General features: G+C 52.3%; 15 protein-coding genes. 8 read left to right on the top strand and 7 right to left on the bottom strand.

The genetic code is table 11. The annotated features are described in order from the left end of the window. Positions 1-40 precede the first annotated feature (40 nt). Both B5D63_RS03770 and B5D63_RS03765 read left to right on the top strand, forming a co-directional pair. The gene (locus B5D63_RS03770) at positions 41-1,006 is read left to right on the top strand and encodes a 2-hydroxyacid dehydrogenase (protein WP_078667414.1); all 966 of its coding nucleotides are present in this window, start codon (positions 41-43) and stop codon (positions 1,004-1,006) included. A 50-nt stretch (positions 1,007-1,056) separates the two neighbouring features. Beyond that, positions 1,057-2,319 (top strand): acetyl-CoA C-acetyltransferase, encoded by a 1,263-nt coding sequence (locus tag B5D63_RS03765; protein WP_078667413.1) that lies wholly within the window; start codon positions 1,057-1,059, stop codon positions 2,317-2,319. Positions 2,320-2,323: 4 nt separating this feature from the next. On the opposite strand, the gene B5D63_RS03760 is transcribed toward B5D63_RS03765, so the two are convergent. Continuing rightward, complete coding sequence (locus B5D63_RS03760) at positions 2,324-3,478, bottom strand: TlpA disulfide reductase family protein (protein WP_159455878.1); 1,155 nt, start codon at positions 3,476-3,478, stop codon at positions 2,324-2,326. Between the two features lie 109 nt (positions 3,479-3,587). Here B5D63_RS03760 and B5D63_RS03755 point away from each other — a divergent pair, with 109 nt between their 5' ends. Next, a complete protein-coding gene (locus tag B5D63_RS03755; protein WP_143312754.1) occupies positions 3,588-3,809 on the top strand; it encodes a hypothetical protein in 222 nt (73 codons plus the stop codon). Positions 3,810-3,892: 83 nt separating this feature from the next. On the opposite strand, the gene B5D63_RS03750 is transcribed toward B5D63_RS03755, so the two are convergent. The 4 genes from B5D63_RS03750 to B5D63_RS03735 all read right to left on the bottom strand — a co-directional run bounded on the left by B5D63_RS03750 (position 3,893) and on the right by B5D63_RS03735 (position 9,432). Beyond that, positions 3,893-4,468 (bottom strand): DUF1543 domain-containing protein, encoded by a 576-nt coding sequence (locus B5D63_RS03750; protein ID WP_078667410.1) that lies wholly within the window; start codon positions 4,466-4,468, stop codon positions 3,893-3,895. Positions 4,469-4,510: 42 nt separating this feature from the next. After that, positions 4,511-7,180 carry a GH116 family glycosyl-hydrolase gene (locus B5D63_RS03745; protein ID WP_078667409.1) on the bottom strand — a complete coding sequence of 890 codons (2,670 nt, stop codon included), beginning with the start codon at positions 7,178-7,180 and terminating at the stop codon, positions 4,511-4,513. A gap of 186 nt (positions 7,181-7,366) precedes the next feature. Continuing rightward, a complete protein-coding gene (locus B5D63_RS03740) occupies positions 7,367-8,467 on the bottom strand; it encodes a FecR family protein (protein WP_078667408.1) in 1,101 nt (366 codons plus the stop codon). 56 nt (positions 8,468-8,523) lie between these two features. Then, on the bottom strand, positions 8,524-9,432 hold the full coding sequence (locus tag B5D63_RS03735; RefSeq protein WP_200816904.1) for a YheT family hydrolase: 909 nt from the start codon (positions 9,430-9,432) through the stop codon (positions 8,524-8,526). Positions 9,433-9,606: 174 nt separating this feature from the next. Here B5D63_RS03735 and B5D63_RS03730 point away from each other — a divergent pair, with 174 nt between their 5' ends. The 3 genes from B5D63_RS03730 (at position 9,607) to B5D63_RS03720 (ending at position 13,141) form a co-directional block, all read left to right on the top strand. Then, positions 9,607-10,449: a helix-turn-helix domain-containing protein gene (locus B5D63_RS03730; protein ID WP_078667406.1), complete on the top strand. Its 843-nt coding sequence runs from the start codon at positions 9,607-9,609 to the stop codon at positions 10,447-10,449. A gap of 77 nt (positions 10,450-10,526) precedes the next feature. Next, entirely contained in the window at positions 10,527-11,729 is a 1,203-nt protein-coding gene (locus B5D63_RS03725) for an MFS transporter (protein ID WP_200816903.1), read from the top strand. Next, positions 11,726-13,141 carry an amidohydrolase family protein gene (locus B5D63_RS03720; RefSeq protein ID WP_078667405.1) on the top strand — a complete coding sequence of 472 codons (1,416 nt, stop codon included), beginning with the start codon at positions 11,726-11,728 and terminating at the stop codon, positions 13,139-13,141. The genes B5D63_RS03725 and B5D63_RS03720 overlap by 4 nt, the downstream gene beginning before the upstream one ends. 163 nt (positions 13,142-13,304) lie before the next feature. Here the strand turns inward: B5D63_RS03720 and lepB are convergent, their stop codons facing one another. Further along, entirely contained in the window at positions 13,305-14,504 is a 1,200-nt protein-coding gene (gene lepB, locus B5D63_RS03715; RefSeq protein ID WP_078667404.1) for a signal peptidase I, read from the bottom strand. Positions 14,505-14,679: 175 nt separating this feature from the next. Here lepB and B5D63_RS03710 point away from each other — a divergent pair, with 175 nt between their 5' ends. Both B5D63_RS03710 and B5D63_RS35245 read left to right on the top strand, forming a co-directional pair. Beyond that, positions 14,680-15,318, top strand: coding sequence for a sugar phosphate isomerase/epimerase family protein (locus B5D63_RS03710; RefSeq protein WP_200816902.1), 639 nt, complete (start codon positions 14,680-14,682; stop codon positions 15,316-15,318). 94 nt (positions 15,319-15,412) lie between these two features. Beyond that, complete coding sequence (locus B5D63_RS35245) at positions 15,413-15,658, top strand: hypothetical protein (RefSeq protein WP_200816901.1); 246 nt, start codon at positions 15,413-15,415, stop codon at positions 15,656-15,658. Here B5D63_RS35245 and B5D63_RS03705 read toward each other — a convergent pair. Then, positions 15,647-15,901, bottom strand: coding sequence for a hypothetical protein (locus B5D63_RS03705; RefSeq protein WP_078667403.1), 255 nt, complete (start codon positions 15,899-15,901; stop codon positions 15,647-15,649). The two genes, B5D63_RS35245 and B5D63_RS03705, sit on opposite strands and share 12 nt — an antisense overlap. Between the last annotated feature and the right edge of the window lie 8 nt (positions 15,902-15,909).

Here is a 15,909-nt window from a genome sequence, read left to right as displayed (position 1 = left end):
CTTTCAATAACCAAATAAAAAAATAATAAAATAGCCAAATATGAAGGTTTTTGTGACAAGAGTCATCCCGCCGGATGGACTGGAACTATTACAGCGTGCAGGCATCAGCGTAACCCAATGGACAGAGAAGCGTGGACTATCCCCAGCGGAGCTGATTGCACACTGCCGGCAATACGACGCATTACTGCTGGCCAGCGACAACCACATTGACCGCACTTTCCTGGAGCAGTGCCGCCACCTGAAAGTGATTGCGCTATTGTCTGTAGGATATGACAAAGTAGATGTGGCGGCGGCCAACGAACTGCGGGTACCGGTGACCAATACGCCGGGCGTATTAAGCGCGGCCACTGCCGATACCGCTTTCCTGCTGATGATGTCTGTAGCGCGCAAAGCGTTTTTCCACTACCGGCGTATCCTGCGGGGAGAGTGGGGATTCTCCGAACCTACCGCCAACCTGGGCGTTGACCTGGAAGGAAAAACACTCGGCGTCTGGGGACTGGGCAATATTGGTCATGTGATGGCCAAACGTTGCGTCAGTGCTTTTAATATGAAAGTGATCTACCACAACCGCGGCCGCAACGAAGCGGCGGAAAAAGAACTGGGCGCCGTCAGGGTTTCGTTTGAAGAACTGCTGGCGCAGAGCGATGTGCTCACGGTGCATACCGCACTGACACCGCAGACCACCGGCGTGTTCAACAAAGCTGTTTTTGAACAGATGAAGCCATCGGCTATTTTCATCAATACCGCCAGAGGCGCTATCCATAACGAGGCAGATCTCATTGCTGCACTGCAGCAGGGCGTTATCTGGGGCGCAGGGCTGGATGTCACCAATCCGGAACCGATGCAGCCCGATAATCCGTTGCTCGACATGCCGACCGTGGCGGTACTGCCACATATTGGCTCCGCCACCGAGGAAACCCGCAATGCCATGTCTGCCATGGCCGCCAAAAACATACTGGCCGCATTCAAAGGAGATCCCCTGCCTAATCCCGTCACCAGCCTGTAACAACATGGTCGCTTCTTTCATTTTAAGTACCTTTAAGTAAATGCGCTTTTATGAGAAAAGTGGCTGTTATCGGCGGGAAAAGAATCCCCTTTGTCAAATCCTTCCGGGAATACAACCGGGTTTCCAACCAGGAGATGCTCACGGCCTGCCTGCACGCCCTGGTGAGCACCTACCGGCTGGAAGGGCGCCGCATTGGTGACGTAGCGCTGGGCGCGCTGCTGAACCGTTCCACTGAATGGAACTTCGCACGGGAATGTGTGCTGGGCACGGCGCTCGATCCGCACACCCCGGCTTACAACGTACAACGCGCCTGCGGCACCAGCCTCGACGCCGCCATACAACTGGGCCTGCGCATCGCGGCCGGACAGATAGAAACCGGTATCGCCGGCGGCAGCGATACCAACAGTGACCTACCCCTGATGCTGCAACAGCAGTTATCCTGGAAACTCACCGCCCTCAAAGGCGCCAAAACACCGGGGGAAAGACTGCGTATACTTACTTCTCTCCGTTTCCGCGACCTGTCACCTCTCTACCCTTCCATTGTAGAACCACGCACCGGTCTCTCTATGGGGCAACATACTGAAAAGATGGTGCAGGAATGGGGCATCAGCCGGGAAGACCAGGACGCGCTGGCGTACACCAGTCATATGAACACCACCCGCGCCTATATGGCTGGTTTCTTCGAAGGGCTGGTCATCCCTTTTAAAAACGTCAGCCGCGATACCATCGTCCGTTCCGATACCACTCCTGAAAAACTGGCCATGCTGAAACCCGCTTTTGATCATACCGGCAAAGGCACGCTCACCGCGGGCAACAGCACTATTTATACCGACGGCGCCGCTGCACTGCTACTGGCCTCCGAAGAATATGCACAGCGCCGGCAATGGCCGGTACAGGCTTATCTGACAGACGGGGAAACCGCAGCGGTGGACTATGTACACGGCGAAGGGCTGCTGATGGCGCCTACCTATGCCGTAGCGCGGCTACTGCAACGTAACAACCTGCACTTGCAGGATTTCGATGTATATGAAATTCATGAAGCTTTCTGCGGTCAGGTACTCTGTACCCTCAAAGCCTGGGAAGACGCCGCTTATTGTAAAAAGCTGGGACTGGATGCCCCGCTGGGGAGTATAAACCGTAACAAACTAAACACGAAAGGTGGCAGCGTGGCCATCGGCCATCCTTTTGCCGCCACCGGGGCGAGGATTGTGGCACAAACAGCTAAAATACTCCAGGAACGCGGCGGGGGCAGGGCTTTGGTGTCTATCTGCACCGCCGGTGGCATGGGCGTTACCGCGATCCTGGAGCGGTAACATATTATTTCAGGAGTTTCGCCAGTTCTTCCTGCAGCGCTTCACCACGCAGGTTGGAAGCAATGATTTTTCCGCTGGGATCGATCAGGAAGTTTTGTGGAATGGAACGGATCATATACAACGCTGCTGCATCTGCTTTCCACCATTTCAGGTCACTCACATGATACCATGCCAGGCCGTCCTTCTCAATGGCTTCCGTCCATTTATCATGCGCGCCTTCACGGTCGAGTGATACGCCCAGCACCGTAAAATTCCTGTCTTTATACTGCTGGAAGGCCTTTACCACATTGGGGTTCTCCGCACGGCAGGGACCGCACCAGCTGGCCCAGAAATCGAGCAGTACATATTTGCCTTTCAGGTCAGACAGCTTTAATGTTTTGCCATCCGGCGTAGTAGATGCAAAATCAGGCGCCGGTTGGTTAACGCTCAGTTTGGCAGACGCTTTCAGCAACTCCTGTACAGACAGTCCGAGTGAAGACTGTCGCAGTGCCGGTGTAAATTTGTTAAAACGTTCCTGTGTGGCAGCTACGTCTTTCACGCGGCCTCCCAGGCTTTCCTTGAATTCCACCAGGCTTACATAATAATCCGGATGAGCGTTGATAAAGGTGTTGGTGATGTCCTCCTGTTGTTTCCACAGTTCGCTCATTTTTTTGCTCATAGCTATTTCAGCAGCCGTATCCCTTTGCGCCTTACCGCTCTGTACAGCCTGCATCTGCTGCATGTACCTGGAACGCAGCGCGTCCATCTCTCCGCTTACCTCTTTTAATTCTTTTTGCAGCTGCTCCTGTTGTACGGTGAGCGCAGCTCCTTTCAGCACTCCTTTCACCAGCAGGTTACCGCCACTGGTATCTTTTACAGTCAGCGATACTTTGTCACCCGGCTTCAGGAACAGGTTCCTGGTACCGTAATAGGATTTGCCGTCTTCTTTTTTTACGACCCGCAAAGCAGCCTGAATAGTATCCGTCAATTCATATTTCAGCGTGAAAGCGCCCTTTTCCACTTTGGCGGAATCAAGCATGGTACCTCTGCCTTTCAGCAGATAGATGTACTCATTGTTGAAAACAGACGGTATTTTACCAGTGATAGTTACCCCCGCCTTTTGTGCATACAGGTGGGTCATGCCTGCCATGGCAGCGCATACGAGAAAAGCTTTTTTCATCAGTGTTAATGGTTGGTTGTGACTGGAAAAGTATAAAAAAAGACCGGAATTCGATTTACCGTTCATCCAATGGCGTAGTCTTTGTGGCTTTTTCCCTAAAATCATGTGTATGGCAAAAGAACGCAAACCCGCTGGCCAGCCCGACAATAACGAGCACCATACCCAAAGGGAAAAAACCGGCGAATTCCAGCAGACAGAACAAACCAACAACTACGGTATTAACCAGCCCAACCAACCCGGGCAAGAAGACCAGGAAGATCAGGAAGAACTGGAATTTGATGAAGAGCTGGATGAAAACTCGCAGGAAGAAATTGACGAGGAAAATCCCTGAATCAATTACGAATTACGAATTGTAAACCTTATTATGGAGCAGCCGTTAAAAAAACTGTCAGTAAGTAAGATCGTAATCCGTAATTATAATTTATGTAACTGGAAATATCCCAGATGCAGTTCGTCTTCGGGATGCTGATCGGCCACCGGTACTATTTTCAGCTGATACTGCGTTCTCACGGATGCCGGCAGGATGTCTTTTACCGGAACAATATCATCTACGTCCACGCCGTATTTATCGTCCACGTGGGAAGTAGCGGCAGGTGATCCCGGAGAGGTAAAGGTATTATGCTGGCAGAAAGCCGTCTCTTTCGCTTCGCGGATAGCGGTGCCGATGTCCTTGCTGACGTGCAGCATTTTGTAATGGTACTCTTCCATTTCCCCCGGCTTATATCCGCCGAGGTTCAGGAAATACAGCTGTTCAGCGTTATCCACTGTTTCCTCCCGTGATACCACGGTGATCTGATAGTTACCGACACCTGTCACTTCCCGCCAGGCATCTACATGTAGCTTGTCGCCCGCTTCAGGCCAGAAAGCTTTCATATCTGGTATCAGGTCGCTCAGTTTATGCGCAATGCCGAAAAAAACATCATGTTGTTCTGTATGACGGCCGGGGATGGTGCACCCCAGCAATAACATATACAATTTCAAAGGTTCCATTTACTCGGGTTTAACGAAAACACAAAACTACACAATTCCGGTTCATGACGTCATGGTGACTTGCAATGTTTCTCCCGCATGCAGGGTGACAGCCTGTTTCAGCGTAATCGTTACGCGCCCGTTTTCGTGGGTGAACGTCGCAGGCAGTTGCCGTGCATCCGCTTTCACCACCACTGCAGCCGGACTGGCCTGCTCAAAACAACAGGTCCGCAATGACAGTTGTCCATGTTTCAGCGCAAGACGATAGTTCCCCCGGCCTTGCTGCTGTTGTTGTGTATAGGTACCCCACCCTTCTGCTGTCACAAAAGGCGCCCTGAAATTTTCTTTTTGCAGCGCTGGTGCAAAGCGGATATATTGATGCGGACCATGACAGGCGAATCCGCAGGCGGTGATAAACGTACCGTAACTGGCCATAGCGCGGGCGTAGTGGTCGCTGCATTCTATTTCGTTGAAGGGATTACGTTTGGCGGCATGGTAACGGTCATGCACCGCTTTCGTCAGCGTAAGCGCTTCCGTCGTCATCCCTTCCGCCATCATATGAGACGCCACCTGGTGCTCAAAACCACTCATGCACTCGTTGAAATATCCCAGCTGCCATGCGTCTTTCACGCCAAACGGATATGCTTCCTTATAAGGATTGGTGTTCAGGATCATCCCTCCTTCGCCCGGCAGGGCATAAGGGCGGCCGCCCGGATGGCTGGCCAGGTATGGTCCTACATCTTCCATAAAATTATATTTCCACAAGGCACGCAATGCAGATAGTGTTTTCTCTTTATCCAGCACCCTGTCCATTCCTACCTGGAAAGCCCAGCTCTGGCCATATACCTGATCGATGTGACAGGTGTTGTAACTGCCGATTACCGAACGGCCCTTTATCTTATCCGGCTGGTGAATAAAATATTCTCCGTTGTACAATTGTGTCTCCATATTCCGCCTGCCCTTTTGCACATATGCTTTGCAGGTATCGGCAAACGCTGTATCTCCCACTTCTGCGGCCATCAGCGCGCCTGCCTGTACGGCGGCGATACACAACCCTGCTATCCAGGCGATCTCACCGTCCCATACAGCGTCCAGCGTGTTCTCCATGGGCGTGTCTTCCAGCCCGTCACCGTTGCGGTCCTGCCGGATGATAAACTGCGTCGCTTTTTTGATCTGCGGCCAGTTCTGCCGCAGGAAACGGTCATTCGTGGTCATCTGGTGTTCGCGGTAAATACGCAGCACGGTGCCCGCCTGTCCATCGATAGCCGGGCGTTTCTCTGCCTCTCCGCGGAACAGGATGCCGCCATCGGGTTGCATGCCGATGGCCAGGTCCACCCGCTGCCGCGTGTCGCGTTCCAGCGCCGGGAATATCCTGCCTACCGCCTGGGCGTACTGCCATACGTGCGTGCAGGTACCTTCGCAGGCGCCCACACCCTCCCAGGCATAAAAGCGGCCCGACTGAAAACGGTGCGCGGTGGTAGTAGCCAGTGTGGAAATATTCAGAAAGGTGCGCTCCATTAGCCACCAGGGCAACGAAGCGTCGTACCAGGTAGTCTTCCACAACCGGCTGTCGGCTGTAAGCCGTGCATGATGCTCCCGTACATAAGTCACTACAGCTGCTGCGTCTGCAAAATGATTGGCATAATAGCGCCCTTTGCCTTGTATATCTTTAAAAGAGAGATTCGGAAAATACCAGCTGATGGCAAAGTCAGTACGTATATCCCTACCCGGTAGCAAGCGATGTCTTACCGCAACACCAGCGATCAGTTTTTCTTTGATGCGGTGCACTACAGCCTCCTGACGTGAGCGGCTAAACGAAGTTTCGGTCAACGGCAGTTCCAGCTGTGTGATGACAGTCGCCTTGTCATCCAGTGCTGCGAGACAGAGGTTACCGTTATCCGGACTTTGCTGCCATGCCGTGCTGGCAGCGTCTTTAGCGCGTACGGCAGACAAAACGCCTTTCCAGCCGTTGCCGCCGGCGGAGGTATTTACCCGTTCGTGCTGGTCTTCCTTTGCGTGATGGATACCTGCCTTGTTTCCCAGCCATCCCAGCAAAGTCGCTTCCACCGGCACTTTACCCTTGTTACGGATATGGAAGGATAACAGGGTGACCGGCAACCCGGAATCATCTTCATTCAGGGGAATAAAAGGAGAAAACGCTTCCAGCGTCAGTTCCACCGGCAACGCAGGGTCTATGTAACGGATGGTGGCCATAGGGTAAGTGGCTTCAAAGGCTATTTCCGGCCAGCTGGCTTCGTCCAGCGGGCGAACCATCGTTTCTTTTCCAATCGTGAGCTTTAGCGCCATCCCCTGCTCCAGCGGACGAATATCTTTAGAAGGCTGGATATAACAGGCGCCATCGCGGGAGCGGACTTTCTTTGCCTGTCCCAGTACCGCCTCTTTCCAGTCCACCTCCTTCGGCTCTATTCCTTCCTGGTTCAGGTTAAAAATATCCCACAGCCACAACCGGCCGTCGCCGCCGAGGTATACGGTACCGCAGAGGATACCGCCTACCGGCATACCGATATATTGCAGCTCGTTCCTGCTTTTCAGGTATGTGGTGGTCTGGCCCCGGTCATATAAAGACGCCAGCCATGCGGTATCCGGCTGCCTTGCCAGCAGCAGGTCGCCGCCCGGCATTACCGCCCGGCCCAGCGCCGGTATCCTTACCATCATAGTACCGGCCATGGCCAGCCCGATATTTTTCAGAAAATTTCTGCGTGCAAGTCCCATAGAGATCAATTGGTCAAAGACAGAAAGATAATAAAATCAGGAAGGAATATTTTCCAAATATAGGGGCTCGCGGCGGTGGATAATCATAAGTCTCCCGGCATCCTGTATTTTCTATGTTCCGGCAATAGTAGCAAGCCTGAAGCATATTAGATAGTCTTTTTTACCGGAAAAATAATACCCGATTTTTTAAGGCTGGGTGAAATGTAATTCATTCCCCGTAAAGTAATAACGGACATGGCCGGAGGTCTCTGCTTCATGCAGGAAAGCGGGCAGTTTGTTCTTTTCCAGCGGGCCGGTGACGGCGACATGGGCGATTTCAGGTTTATCAAAAATCACCTGCACAGCAAACCAGCGGTCCAGGATAGGTTTGAGGTCACGTAATTTCTGGTTGCGGATAGCATAACCTTCTCCTTTCATCCATCCGCGGATGGTGGCGGTATCAAAGGGAGCGGCACGGAAACCGTTGTAATCGCCATACACACATTCTATGCCCGGTTTCAGGGTTACTTCATCGGAAGCGCCTTTCACCGTCAGCACGCCTTCCACAAGCGACACCCGTACGCGCTCATCGTCGTAGGCATTGACATTAAAAGCAGTGCCCAACACAGTAATGGAGGTATTGGGCGTATGTACTTCAAAAGGTTGTTCCGGATTGGCGGCTACTTTAAACCAGGCTTCCCCTTCGAGGTACACCTCCCGTTTATGATCGGGGAAGCTGAAAGGGAAACGCAGCTTGGAGGCACAGTTGAGCCATATCTGTGTTCCGTCCGACAGGGTGATGCGGTAGTCAGCGCCGGGGGGCACCAGCAGGGTATTAAGCCCGTAACCTTTGGCGGGCCCGCCATAATGCAGTCCGGTAGAATCGTTGCGCAGCTGCACCTGTCCAACCTGCCATATCTGGAAAGAGCTGTCACCGGTGAGCGCCAGTGAAGCGCGGCCGGGTACCAGCAACTGTACTGCATTTTTTACGGGCACAAATTTGCGCGTCATGGCGGGAAAAGTGCTGTCATGATGCTGGTGGGTATGATAAATGAAATAACTGCCGACTGCGACCATCAGTAACAGGGCCGTAGCGGCCCAGGCAAACCATTGGCCTGCAAGACGCCGTGGCGGCCTGCCTGTACCGGATTCCCTCACTGTTTGCCGCTGCAGCGCGTCCCAGGTTTCACGGGCAAGCGGATCACTGTCCAGCAACTGTTTCAGCTGCTGTGCGGCAGATTCGGAAAGGGTACCATTACGTTGTTCCTCGAACAACATCCGTATTTGATCACTACTGTTGGTGGCCATTAATTATCAAAATAAGAAAAAATAAACACCTGCGGCCCATTTCTTTGTCCATGGTGTTATGCATGTTCCCGGAAAAAGGCGAGCGCCCGTTGCTCTGACCAGTAGTAAGGTTCGTTGAAAGTCACGAAGCCTACATGGCCACCATTAAACGGTGTTTCCAGGAAAAAAGTATCGCTGTGGCGCGCTATTTCATATGGGTAACAGGCGGGGCTGAGAAATGGGTCATCTTTGGCATTGATCAGCAGCGTGGGAATACTGATCTGGTGCAATACAAACAGGGAACTGCACTGTTGCCAGTAATCGATCGCATCGCGGAAACCGTGCATAGGCCCGGTATAGCGGTCATCGAACTGACGGAAGGTACGGATATGCTGAAACCCCTCCAGGCTGATACCGTCCGGATACTGCATTTGTTTTAGCCGCAGTTTTTCTTTCAGATCGCGGATAAAACGTTGCATGTAAATGGTGTTGTGTTTCTTTTCGAGTTCAGCGGAACTGCCTTTCAGATCACAGGGCACAGAGATGGCCACCGCCGATTTGATCAACGGCCCGATAGCCGTTCCCCGCTCACCGATATACTTCAGCGTCACATTGCCACCGAGGGAAAACCCCACCAGATGGATCGCAGTATACTTACCCAGCGACACGAGGTATTCAATCACGGTTTGCAGGTCGTCCGTTTCTCCGCTGTGATAAAATCGCAGTAGTTTATTCGGTTCACCGCTGCATCCTCTGAAGTTCATGGATACGGTATCAAAACCGGCTTCATTAAAAATATGTACCATGCCCAGTACATATTTGCGGGTAGCGTTACCCTCCAGGCCATGAAGGATCACCACCACCCGGTCGTTTCCCTGCCCGCTGAAATCGAGGTCGAGGAAATCGCCGTCCGGCGTATCGATACGGCGCCGCTGATAGGCAGCGGGTCTTATCTTCCTGAAGAGGGAAGGATAGATCGTTTGCATATGCCGGTTGCGTAAAAGAAATGGCGCCGCGTACTCCATAGTTGCTTTATATCAGGACACAAAGATAAACAGTAAATTGCCGGTGATTATCATAATTTTATAGTAATCCTGATCACATCGCTGTAAAAACGGCAGTCGGATTGATCTTCGCTCACCATATAATCAGCAATCGTCATGGCAATCACAGGATTAAGGACATTTGGCATAGAAAAAATCTTCAATCTCCCTTACCGGCAGGAGGATTTTAAGCTTGTGCAACATGAACCGATCAATATGCCTGTGATAGACGAAGCCCACAAGCATGATTTTTTTATGCTGCTGATCGTAGGGGCCAAAGGCAGTGGCACCCATACTATCGACTTCCGGGATTATAAAGTGACGCCGCACAGCGTATTTTTCCTCGCACCCGGGCAAGCGCACCAGTGGCGGCTTTCCGCCAACACTACCGGCTACCAGGTAATGTTTTCGGGAAGCTTCATGCTACAAAAAGGGCCTATGTGGCCATTTTTCACACCATCCGCCACGCCGCTGCTGAAGCTGACACGCGAGCAATACACACAGCTCACGGCAGAGCTGCAGCTGATGACCGGTGAAACGGCAGCCAATATCACACAACACCGGTTACAGATTATCCTGCTGTTGTTACAACGATGGTATGCCGTAGCCTATCCTTCGGAAACAGCTGCCGCAGGTAGCCGGCTGATCAACCGCTTTCTGCAGCTGCTGGAAAAACAATACGCACAACACAGCGAAGTCAGTTACTACGCCGCACGCCTGCACGTTACCCCCAGTTATCTCAATACTGTCTGCCGCAAGGAATCCGGCATCACCGCCGGGGAATACATCCGTGACCGGCTGCTGCTGGAAGCCAAGCGCTTGCTGATCCTTACCGACATGGACGTAAAAGAGATTGCTTTCTCACTTGGCTTTAACGATACTTCCTATTTCTCCCGCTTCTTCCGGAAGTATACCGCGCAAACCCCGGTGGACTTTCGCCGTCAGGTCAGACATCTATAAAAAGTACCGGTCATTCAATAATGAGTACCATTTCATCGTTTTGTTCCGGTCTACTTTTGCCTTAAAGAAAAGATAGTATGGAAAACGTGATGACACTGCCCATCAAAAGGAAAGGCAGCGGGATAACGAACGCCCTTGTTGTGCTGATGGCGGTAACCTGTGGCATGGTAGTCGCGAATATTTATTACAATCAGCCACTGCTGCTGATGATGGCCAACACCTTCGGCATCAGCGAAAGCAAAGTGAGCGTGATCGCCACGATCACGCAGGTAGGATATACGCTGGGGCTGCTGTTGATAGTACCCCTGGGCGATAAAACAGAAAGACGTAAACTGATATTATGGAAACTGGCCGGGGCCACGGTGTGTATGTGGCTGGCGGCAGCGTCTGTGAACTATTACATGATGGTAGGCGCCAGCCTGTTCATCGGATTCTTCTCTGCCGTACCGCAGCTGTTGCTGCCCATGGCTGCCACCCTGGCGCCTGATGAAGCCCGCGGCAGGATTGTAGGTAAAGTGATGAGCGGACTGTTGATCGGAATTCTCTTGTCCCGCACCCTCAGCGGTATCATTGGCGCCCACTGGGGCTGGCGCGCGGTATTCCTGCTGGGCGGTGGTATAATGGCCGTTTTACTGGTGGTGCTTTACCGCATGTTGCCATCGGACCCGCCTTCTTTTGAAGGCAGCTACGGCAGCCTGATGAAATCGCTGGTATCGATGGTAAAAACCTATTCCCCGTTACGGCAGGCCGCACTGACCAGCTTCCTGACTTTTGGTGCTTTCAGCGTGTTCTGGACCACACTGGTATTTTTACTGGAAGGCAGTCCTTTCCATTATAAAAGTGATATGGTAGGGCTCTTCGGTCTGATCGGCGCCTGTGGCGCGCTGGCCGCTCCGGCCGCCGGCAAATCGGCCGACAGCAGAGGGCCGCAGTTTACCCTTCGCCTCGGCGTAATGGCCATGCTGGCCGCTTTTGTGATCATGGGTTTTTCTGCCGCATCACTGACAGGACTGATCATTGGCGTAGTGTTGCTGGATGTAGGTCAACAGGTAGCACATATCTCCAACCAGTCGAAAGTGTTTGCGTTGTTACCTGCGGCACGCAGCAGGCTCAACACCGTGTACATGACCAGCGCTTTCTCCGGCGGCGCACTCGGCTCACTGTTGGGGGCGCAGGTATGGAGCCACTGGCACTGGACAGGCGTTTGTTTCCTGGGCGGCACCTTTGTACTGGCCGCATTGCTACTGAATTTTCAACAACGGAATAACACACCATCATGAAAAAAGGAATTTTAATTTTTCTCTCCTTACTGGGAGGGATCGCGGTGTCCGCCCAACAGCCGGTGGACCTGGTCATCTCCCCGGTAAAAGTGATCGATATCAAAACCGGGAAGATCACGCCCAACCAGGCAATTGTGGTACGTCACGATATGATCGTGGCCGTTACCACTCCTCAGCGTGCCGCGCGGTATAAAGCGGCACACACGGTTGATGGCGGCAACCGGTATGCCATGCCCGGCCTGTGGGACAACCACATGCACTTCGGCGGTGGCGACACCCTCGCCGATGAAAACAAAAACTTCCTGCCGCTCTATCTTGCTCATGGCATCACCACCATCCGCGATTGCGCCGCCGATATCAGCGCAGAAGTGCTGAAATGGCGCGATGAAGTCAACAACGGAACCTTGCAGGGGCCCGCCATTTTCACATCCGGCCCCAAACTGGAAGGCTATAAATCTGTATGGCTGGGTGATATTGAAATTGGTACCACCGCCGAACTACACCAGGCGCTGGACTCACTGCAACGTATGCACGTAGATTTTGTAAAAATTACGGACAACACGATCAAACCAGCACTGTATCTGGAAGCGGTGAAAGCCGCTCGGCAACGGGGGATGATCATTTCCGGGCACGTACCTTATGCCCTTACGCTGCAACAGGTAACCGACGCAGGCCTTAGTTCCGTAGAACACCTCTCCTATGTCTGGAAAGCAGGTGTAAAAGACGAAGCGGCCCTCTCCCGTCGTATCGCCAACGGAGAAATCAAAGGCCGCGATATTAACCGGTACATACTGACCCATTTTGATACCGCCGCCGCGCTGAAGGCCTATCGCCATATGGCAGCCAAAGGCACGGCGGTTACTCCCACTCTATCGCTGGGACAGATACTCGCGTATTTCGACCAGGACAACCACGCACAGGACCCCTACCTGGTTTACATCGGCAAAGGGTTGCAGAAAACTTATGAGATGCGGGTAAAGCGGGTCATGAAAGACGACAGTGCCGCTATCGCCTACCGGAAAGAGATATACGAAAAAGAGTCTGCCATCCTGCCGCTGCTGCAAAAAGCCGGTGTGAAAATCATGGCAGGCACAGATGCCGGTTATCTGAATTCATTCGACTATCCCGGTATCGGACTACACCGGGAGCTGGCGCTCATGGTGCGTTTCGGTCTTACGCCCCTGCAGGCGTTGCAGGCTTCGGTGATCAATTCCCCGGCGTTCCTGCATAAAAAAGACTACGGCGCGCTGGCCGCCGGTAAAAAGGCGGACATCCTGCTGCTCAGCGCCAACCCGCTGGAAGACATCCATAACACCGAAAAAATAAGTGCTGTTGTCACCAAAGGCCGGTTACTGGACCGCACCGCGCTGGACCAGCTGCTCAACAAGGTAAAAGCAGCCAACGCACAGTAACCTGTGAGAACAATACTGCTGTCATAAAAGAAACCGGTTACATCCTTGCCACGGGCGTGAACCCGGGGCAAGGATATTGGGCCATTGAGATTAAGAATTGAATTTTAGGCGTTGAAAGGGGAAGCCAGGATGGAGATGGTGATTAAACCAAGGGAATGATGGATTATTTAATCAATGTAAAAAACCTCCCCCAACGGATATAAAAATCCTTGTAGGTCTTGTGGAAGCTAAACCATATCACCCACGCTTTGCCGATCAGGTGATCTTCCGGCACAAAGCCCCAGAAGCGGGAGTCTATCGACTGGTGGCGGTTATCGCCCATCATCCAGTAATAATTCATTTTAAATGTATAGGCTTTTGTCTCCCGCCCGTTGATAAATATTTTATCACCCTGTACCTCCAGCTCGTTGTTCTCGTAATTGACAATAATGCGACGGTAGAGCGGCAATACGCAGGTATCCAGTGCTACCGTGACGCCTTTCTGAGGTACGTAAATGGGGCCATAGGTATCTTCGCTCCACGGGAAGTTGTCGGGGTCCCCCGGGAAAATGCCTCTCCGTGTTTTTGTTTTCGGGTCTGGCAGGATAGTATCTCCCCATTGTTTGACCAGTGCGGCTTTATCTTTGGTTAGATCGTAGGTATAGTACCTGGAGGAGTCTTCGCCCATGCCATAACCACCATCCACACCAAGGTCTTTTTCCTGTTTATCGTTGAACGCTTTTCCGGACCTCGTTTTTACCTGGTAGCCGGTAAGTGCTTCGGGTGGTTCAAAACCCGGTTTACCGTTAACAAACAGCTGCCCGTTTACCACCATGATCGTATCCCCGCTGATGCCCACGGCACGTTTGATCCATGTCTCCCGCCGGTCTACCGGGCGGTAAATGGGGTCACTGTAAAACAGCTTCAGGGTGTCCGGCGTCATGTTCCGTTTCATGACGTAATAGTCGGCATCATCTCCCGATTTGCTGTACAACGCCGTATCTCCGCAAGGATAGTTAAACACGATCACATCATTCCTTTTCACTTCACTGAAACCAGGCAGTCGTTTGTAGGGCCATTGTACCGCGGTGGAATAAGATTTTGTGGTTTTGGTAAAGGGCAGGGTGTGATTGGCAAACGGGAATGCCAGTGGCGTCATGGGGATGCGCGGACCATAGCTGATCTTACTAACAAAAAGATAGTCGTGGATTAACAGGGTCCTTTCCATAGAGCCGCTGGGGATCATAAAAGCTTCAAACAGGAAAGTCCGGATCAGCGTGGCCACTACGATGGCAAAAACAGCAGCTTCTATCCATTCCCTGACTTTTGATTTCTTTTTTTGGGGTCCCCCGGCCGTTTTCCGCTTCCAGAAAAATAGCTTCATCGAGTTGGCTTTAGGATAATCAGAGTCTTAACAATTTAACCAATTAAAACCAGATCCGTATAAAAATTATTTAGCCGCAAACCCGCTGCTGTAAAGCCGCAGCAACATTTTCAGCGGCAATAAAACCCTTTTCCTTAATTTCGGTCATTGTCCACGTTACAAACAACATTATTAGATGCATAACTCACGACGTTCATTTATTCAACAGGCCGGCTTATTAGCTGCCGGTATGATGCTTCCCGGCGGTCTCTTCGCACAGACGGAGAAGAAAGGCCTCTCCCGTGATATCGGGCTGCAATTGTACACGCTGCGGGATCAGCTGGACAAAGACGTAAAAAGCACGATCATACGGGTAGCGCAGATTGGTTATAAGGAAGTGGAGACTTATTACGGTTACGCAGGAGAAAAGGACAAAGGTACCTTCTGGGGCCTCAAGCCATCGGAACTGAAAGCGTTGTTCCAGGAATACCAGCTGGTCACTCCCAGCGGCCACTATCAGCTCAACGACTATCTGACCCGGGGCAACGGCGACCCGGCGGCATTACAGCCGCAGATTGACCTGGCGGCGTCACTGGGCCAGCAGTATTTTATCGTGCCGGTGCTCCCGCTCTCGCTGTGGGATAAAAAGCTGAAAACGGATGATTATAAGTTCATGGCCGACCAGCTGAACAAAGCCGGCGAACTGTGTAAAAAATCCAACCTGCAGATCGGCTACCATAACCACTACTGGGAATTCAAGAAGCTGGCAGACAGCAGCACCACAGGTTATGAGGTGATGCTCAAAAACACAGACCCCCGCGCTGGTATCATTTGAGCTGGACCTTTTCTGGGCTGTAAAATCCGGCGTAGATCCGCTGAAGCTGTTCTCCGAAGCGCCCGGCCGGTTTGTGGCCTGGCACGTAAAAGACATGGACAAAAAGAACACGGCCAGCCTTACTGCTGCCGGCAATGAAAACAAGACCTCCATGCAGCTGTTGTCCGGCGTGTCTTTCGCAGAAGTGGGCACGGGCAGCATTAACTTCCGGCAGATCTTCGCGCAGGCCAAACAGGCAGGCGTGCAGCATATTTTTGTGGAGCAGGACAAAATCACCATCGATCCGTTCGACAGCATTACCAAAAGCTATAACTACGTGAAAAACGTATTAGTGAAATAATTCTTCCGCCCCGGGCAGTGATCCGGCCCGGGGCATCACTGCCACCAGCAGCGGGGCATGTAATATGCCCGGCAGCACCCGGGACAATGTCAGTACAAAGTATCCTGCAATAGCTTTCAGTCCACCGCAACCACTACCAGCCTCCTCGCCGGCACCAGCTGCCACCCGGCCGCATGCGCACCCGGAAGATACTCCCCCGCGCTTTTTTCCATAATCCGTATTTTCGCGTTTCAAATAAAGCATACCCAAGA

This window comes from Chitinophaga eiseniae (genome assembly GCF_900167135.1).
Lineage (GTDB): Bacteria > Bacteroidota > Bacteroidia > Chitinophagales > Chitinophagaceae > Chitinophaga > Chitinophaga eiseniae.
This window is presented reverse-complemented; position numbering and strand designations above follow the sequence as displayed.

Coding starts and splice junctions, on each gene's coding strand:
- B5D63_RS03770 (WP_078667414.1), top strand. CDS start 41: ATGAAGGTTTTTGTGACAAGAGTCATCCCGCCGGATGGACTGGAACTA.
- B5D63_RS03765 (WP_078667413.1), top strand. CDS start 1,057: ATGAGAAAAGTGGCTGTTATCGGCGGGAAAAGAATCCCCTTTGTCAAA.
- B5D63_RS03760 (WP_159455878.1), bottom strand. CDS start 3,478: ATGAAAAAAGCTTTTCTCGTATGCGCTGCCATGGCAGGCATGACCCAC.
- B5D63_RS03755 (WP_143312754.1), top strand. CDS start 3,588: ATGGCAAAAGAACGCAAACCCGCTGGCCAGCCCGACAATAACGAGCAC.
- B5D63_RS03750 (WP_078667410.1), bottom strand. CDS start 4,468: ATGGAACCTTTGAAATTGTATATGTTATTGCTGGGGTGCACCATCCCC.
- B5D63_RS03745 (WP_078667409.1), bottom strand. CDS start 7,180: ATGGGACTTGCACGCAGAAATTTTCTGAAAAATATCGGGCTGGCCATG.
- B5D63_RS03740 (WP_078667408.1), bottom strand. CDS start 8,467: ATGGCCACCAACAGTAGTGATCAAATACGGATGTTGTTCGAGGAACAA.
- B5D63_RS03735 (WP_200816904.1), bottom strand. CDS start 9,432: ATGCAAACGATCTATCCTTCCCTCTTCAGGAAGATAAGACCCGCTGCC.
- B5D63_RS03730 (WP_078667406.1), top strand. CDS start 9,607: ATGGCAATCACAGGATTAAGGACATTTGGCATAGAAAAAATCTTCAAT.
- B5D63_RS03725 (WP_200816903.1), top strand. CDS start 10,527: ATGGAAAACGTGATGACACTGCCCATCAAAAGGAAAGGCAGCGGGATA.
- B5D63_RS03720 (WP_078667405.1), top strand. CDS start 11,726: ATGAAAAAAGGAATTTTAATTTTTCTCTCCTTACTGGGAGGGATCGCG.
- lepB (WP_078667404.1), bottom strand. CDS start 14,504: ATGAAGCTATTTTTCTGGAAGCGGAAAACGGCCGGGGGACCCCAAAAA.
- B5D63_RS03710 (WP_200816902.1), top strand. CDS start 14,680: ATGCATAACTCACGACGTTCATTTATTCAACAGGCCGGCTTATTAGCT.
- B5D63_RS35245 (WP_200816901.1), top strand. CDS start 15,413: ATGGACAAAAAGAACACGGCCAGCCTTACTGCTGCCGGCAATGAAAAC.
- B5D63_RS03705 (WP_078667403.1), bottom strand. CDS start 15,901: ATGCTTTATTTGAAACGCGAAAATACGGATTATGGAAAAAAGCGCGGG.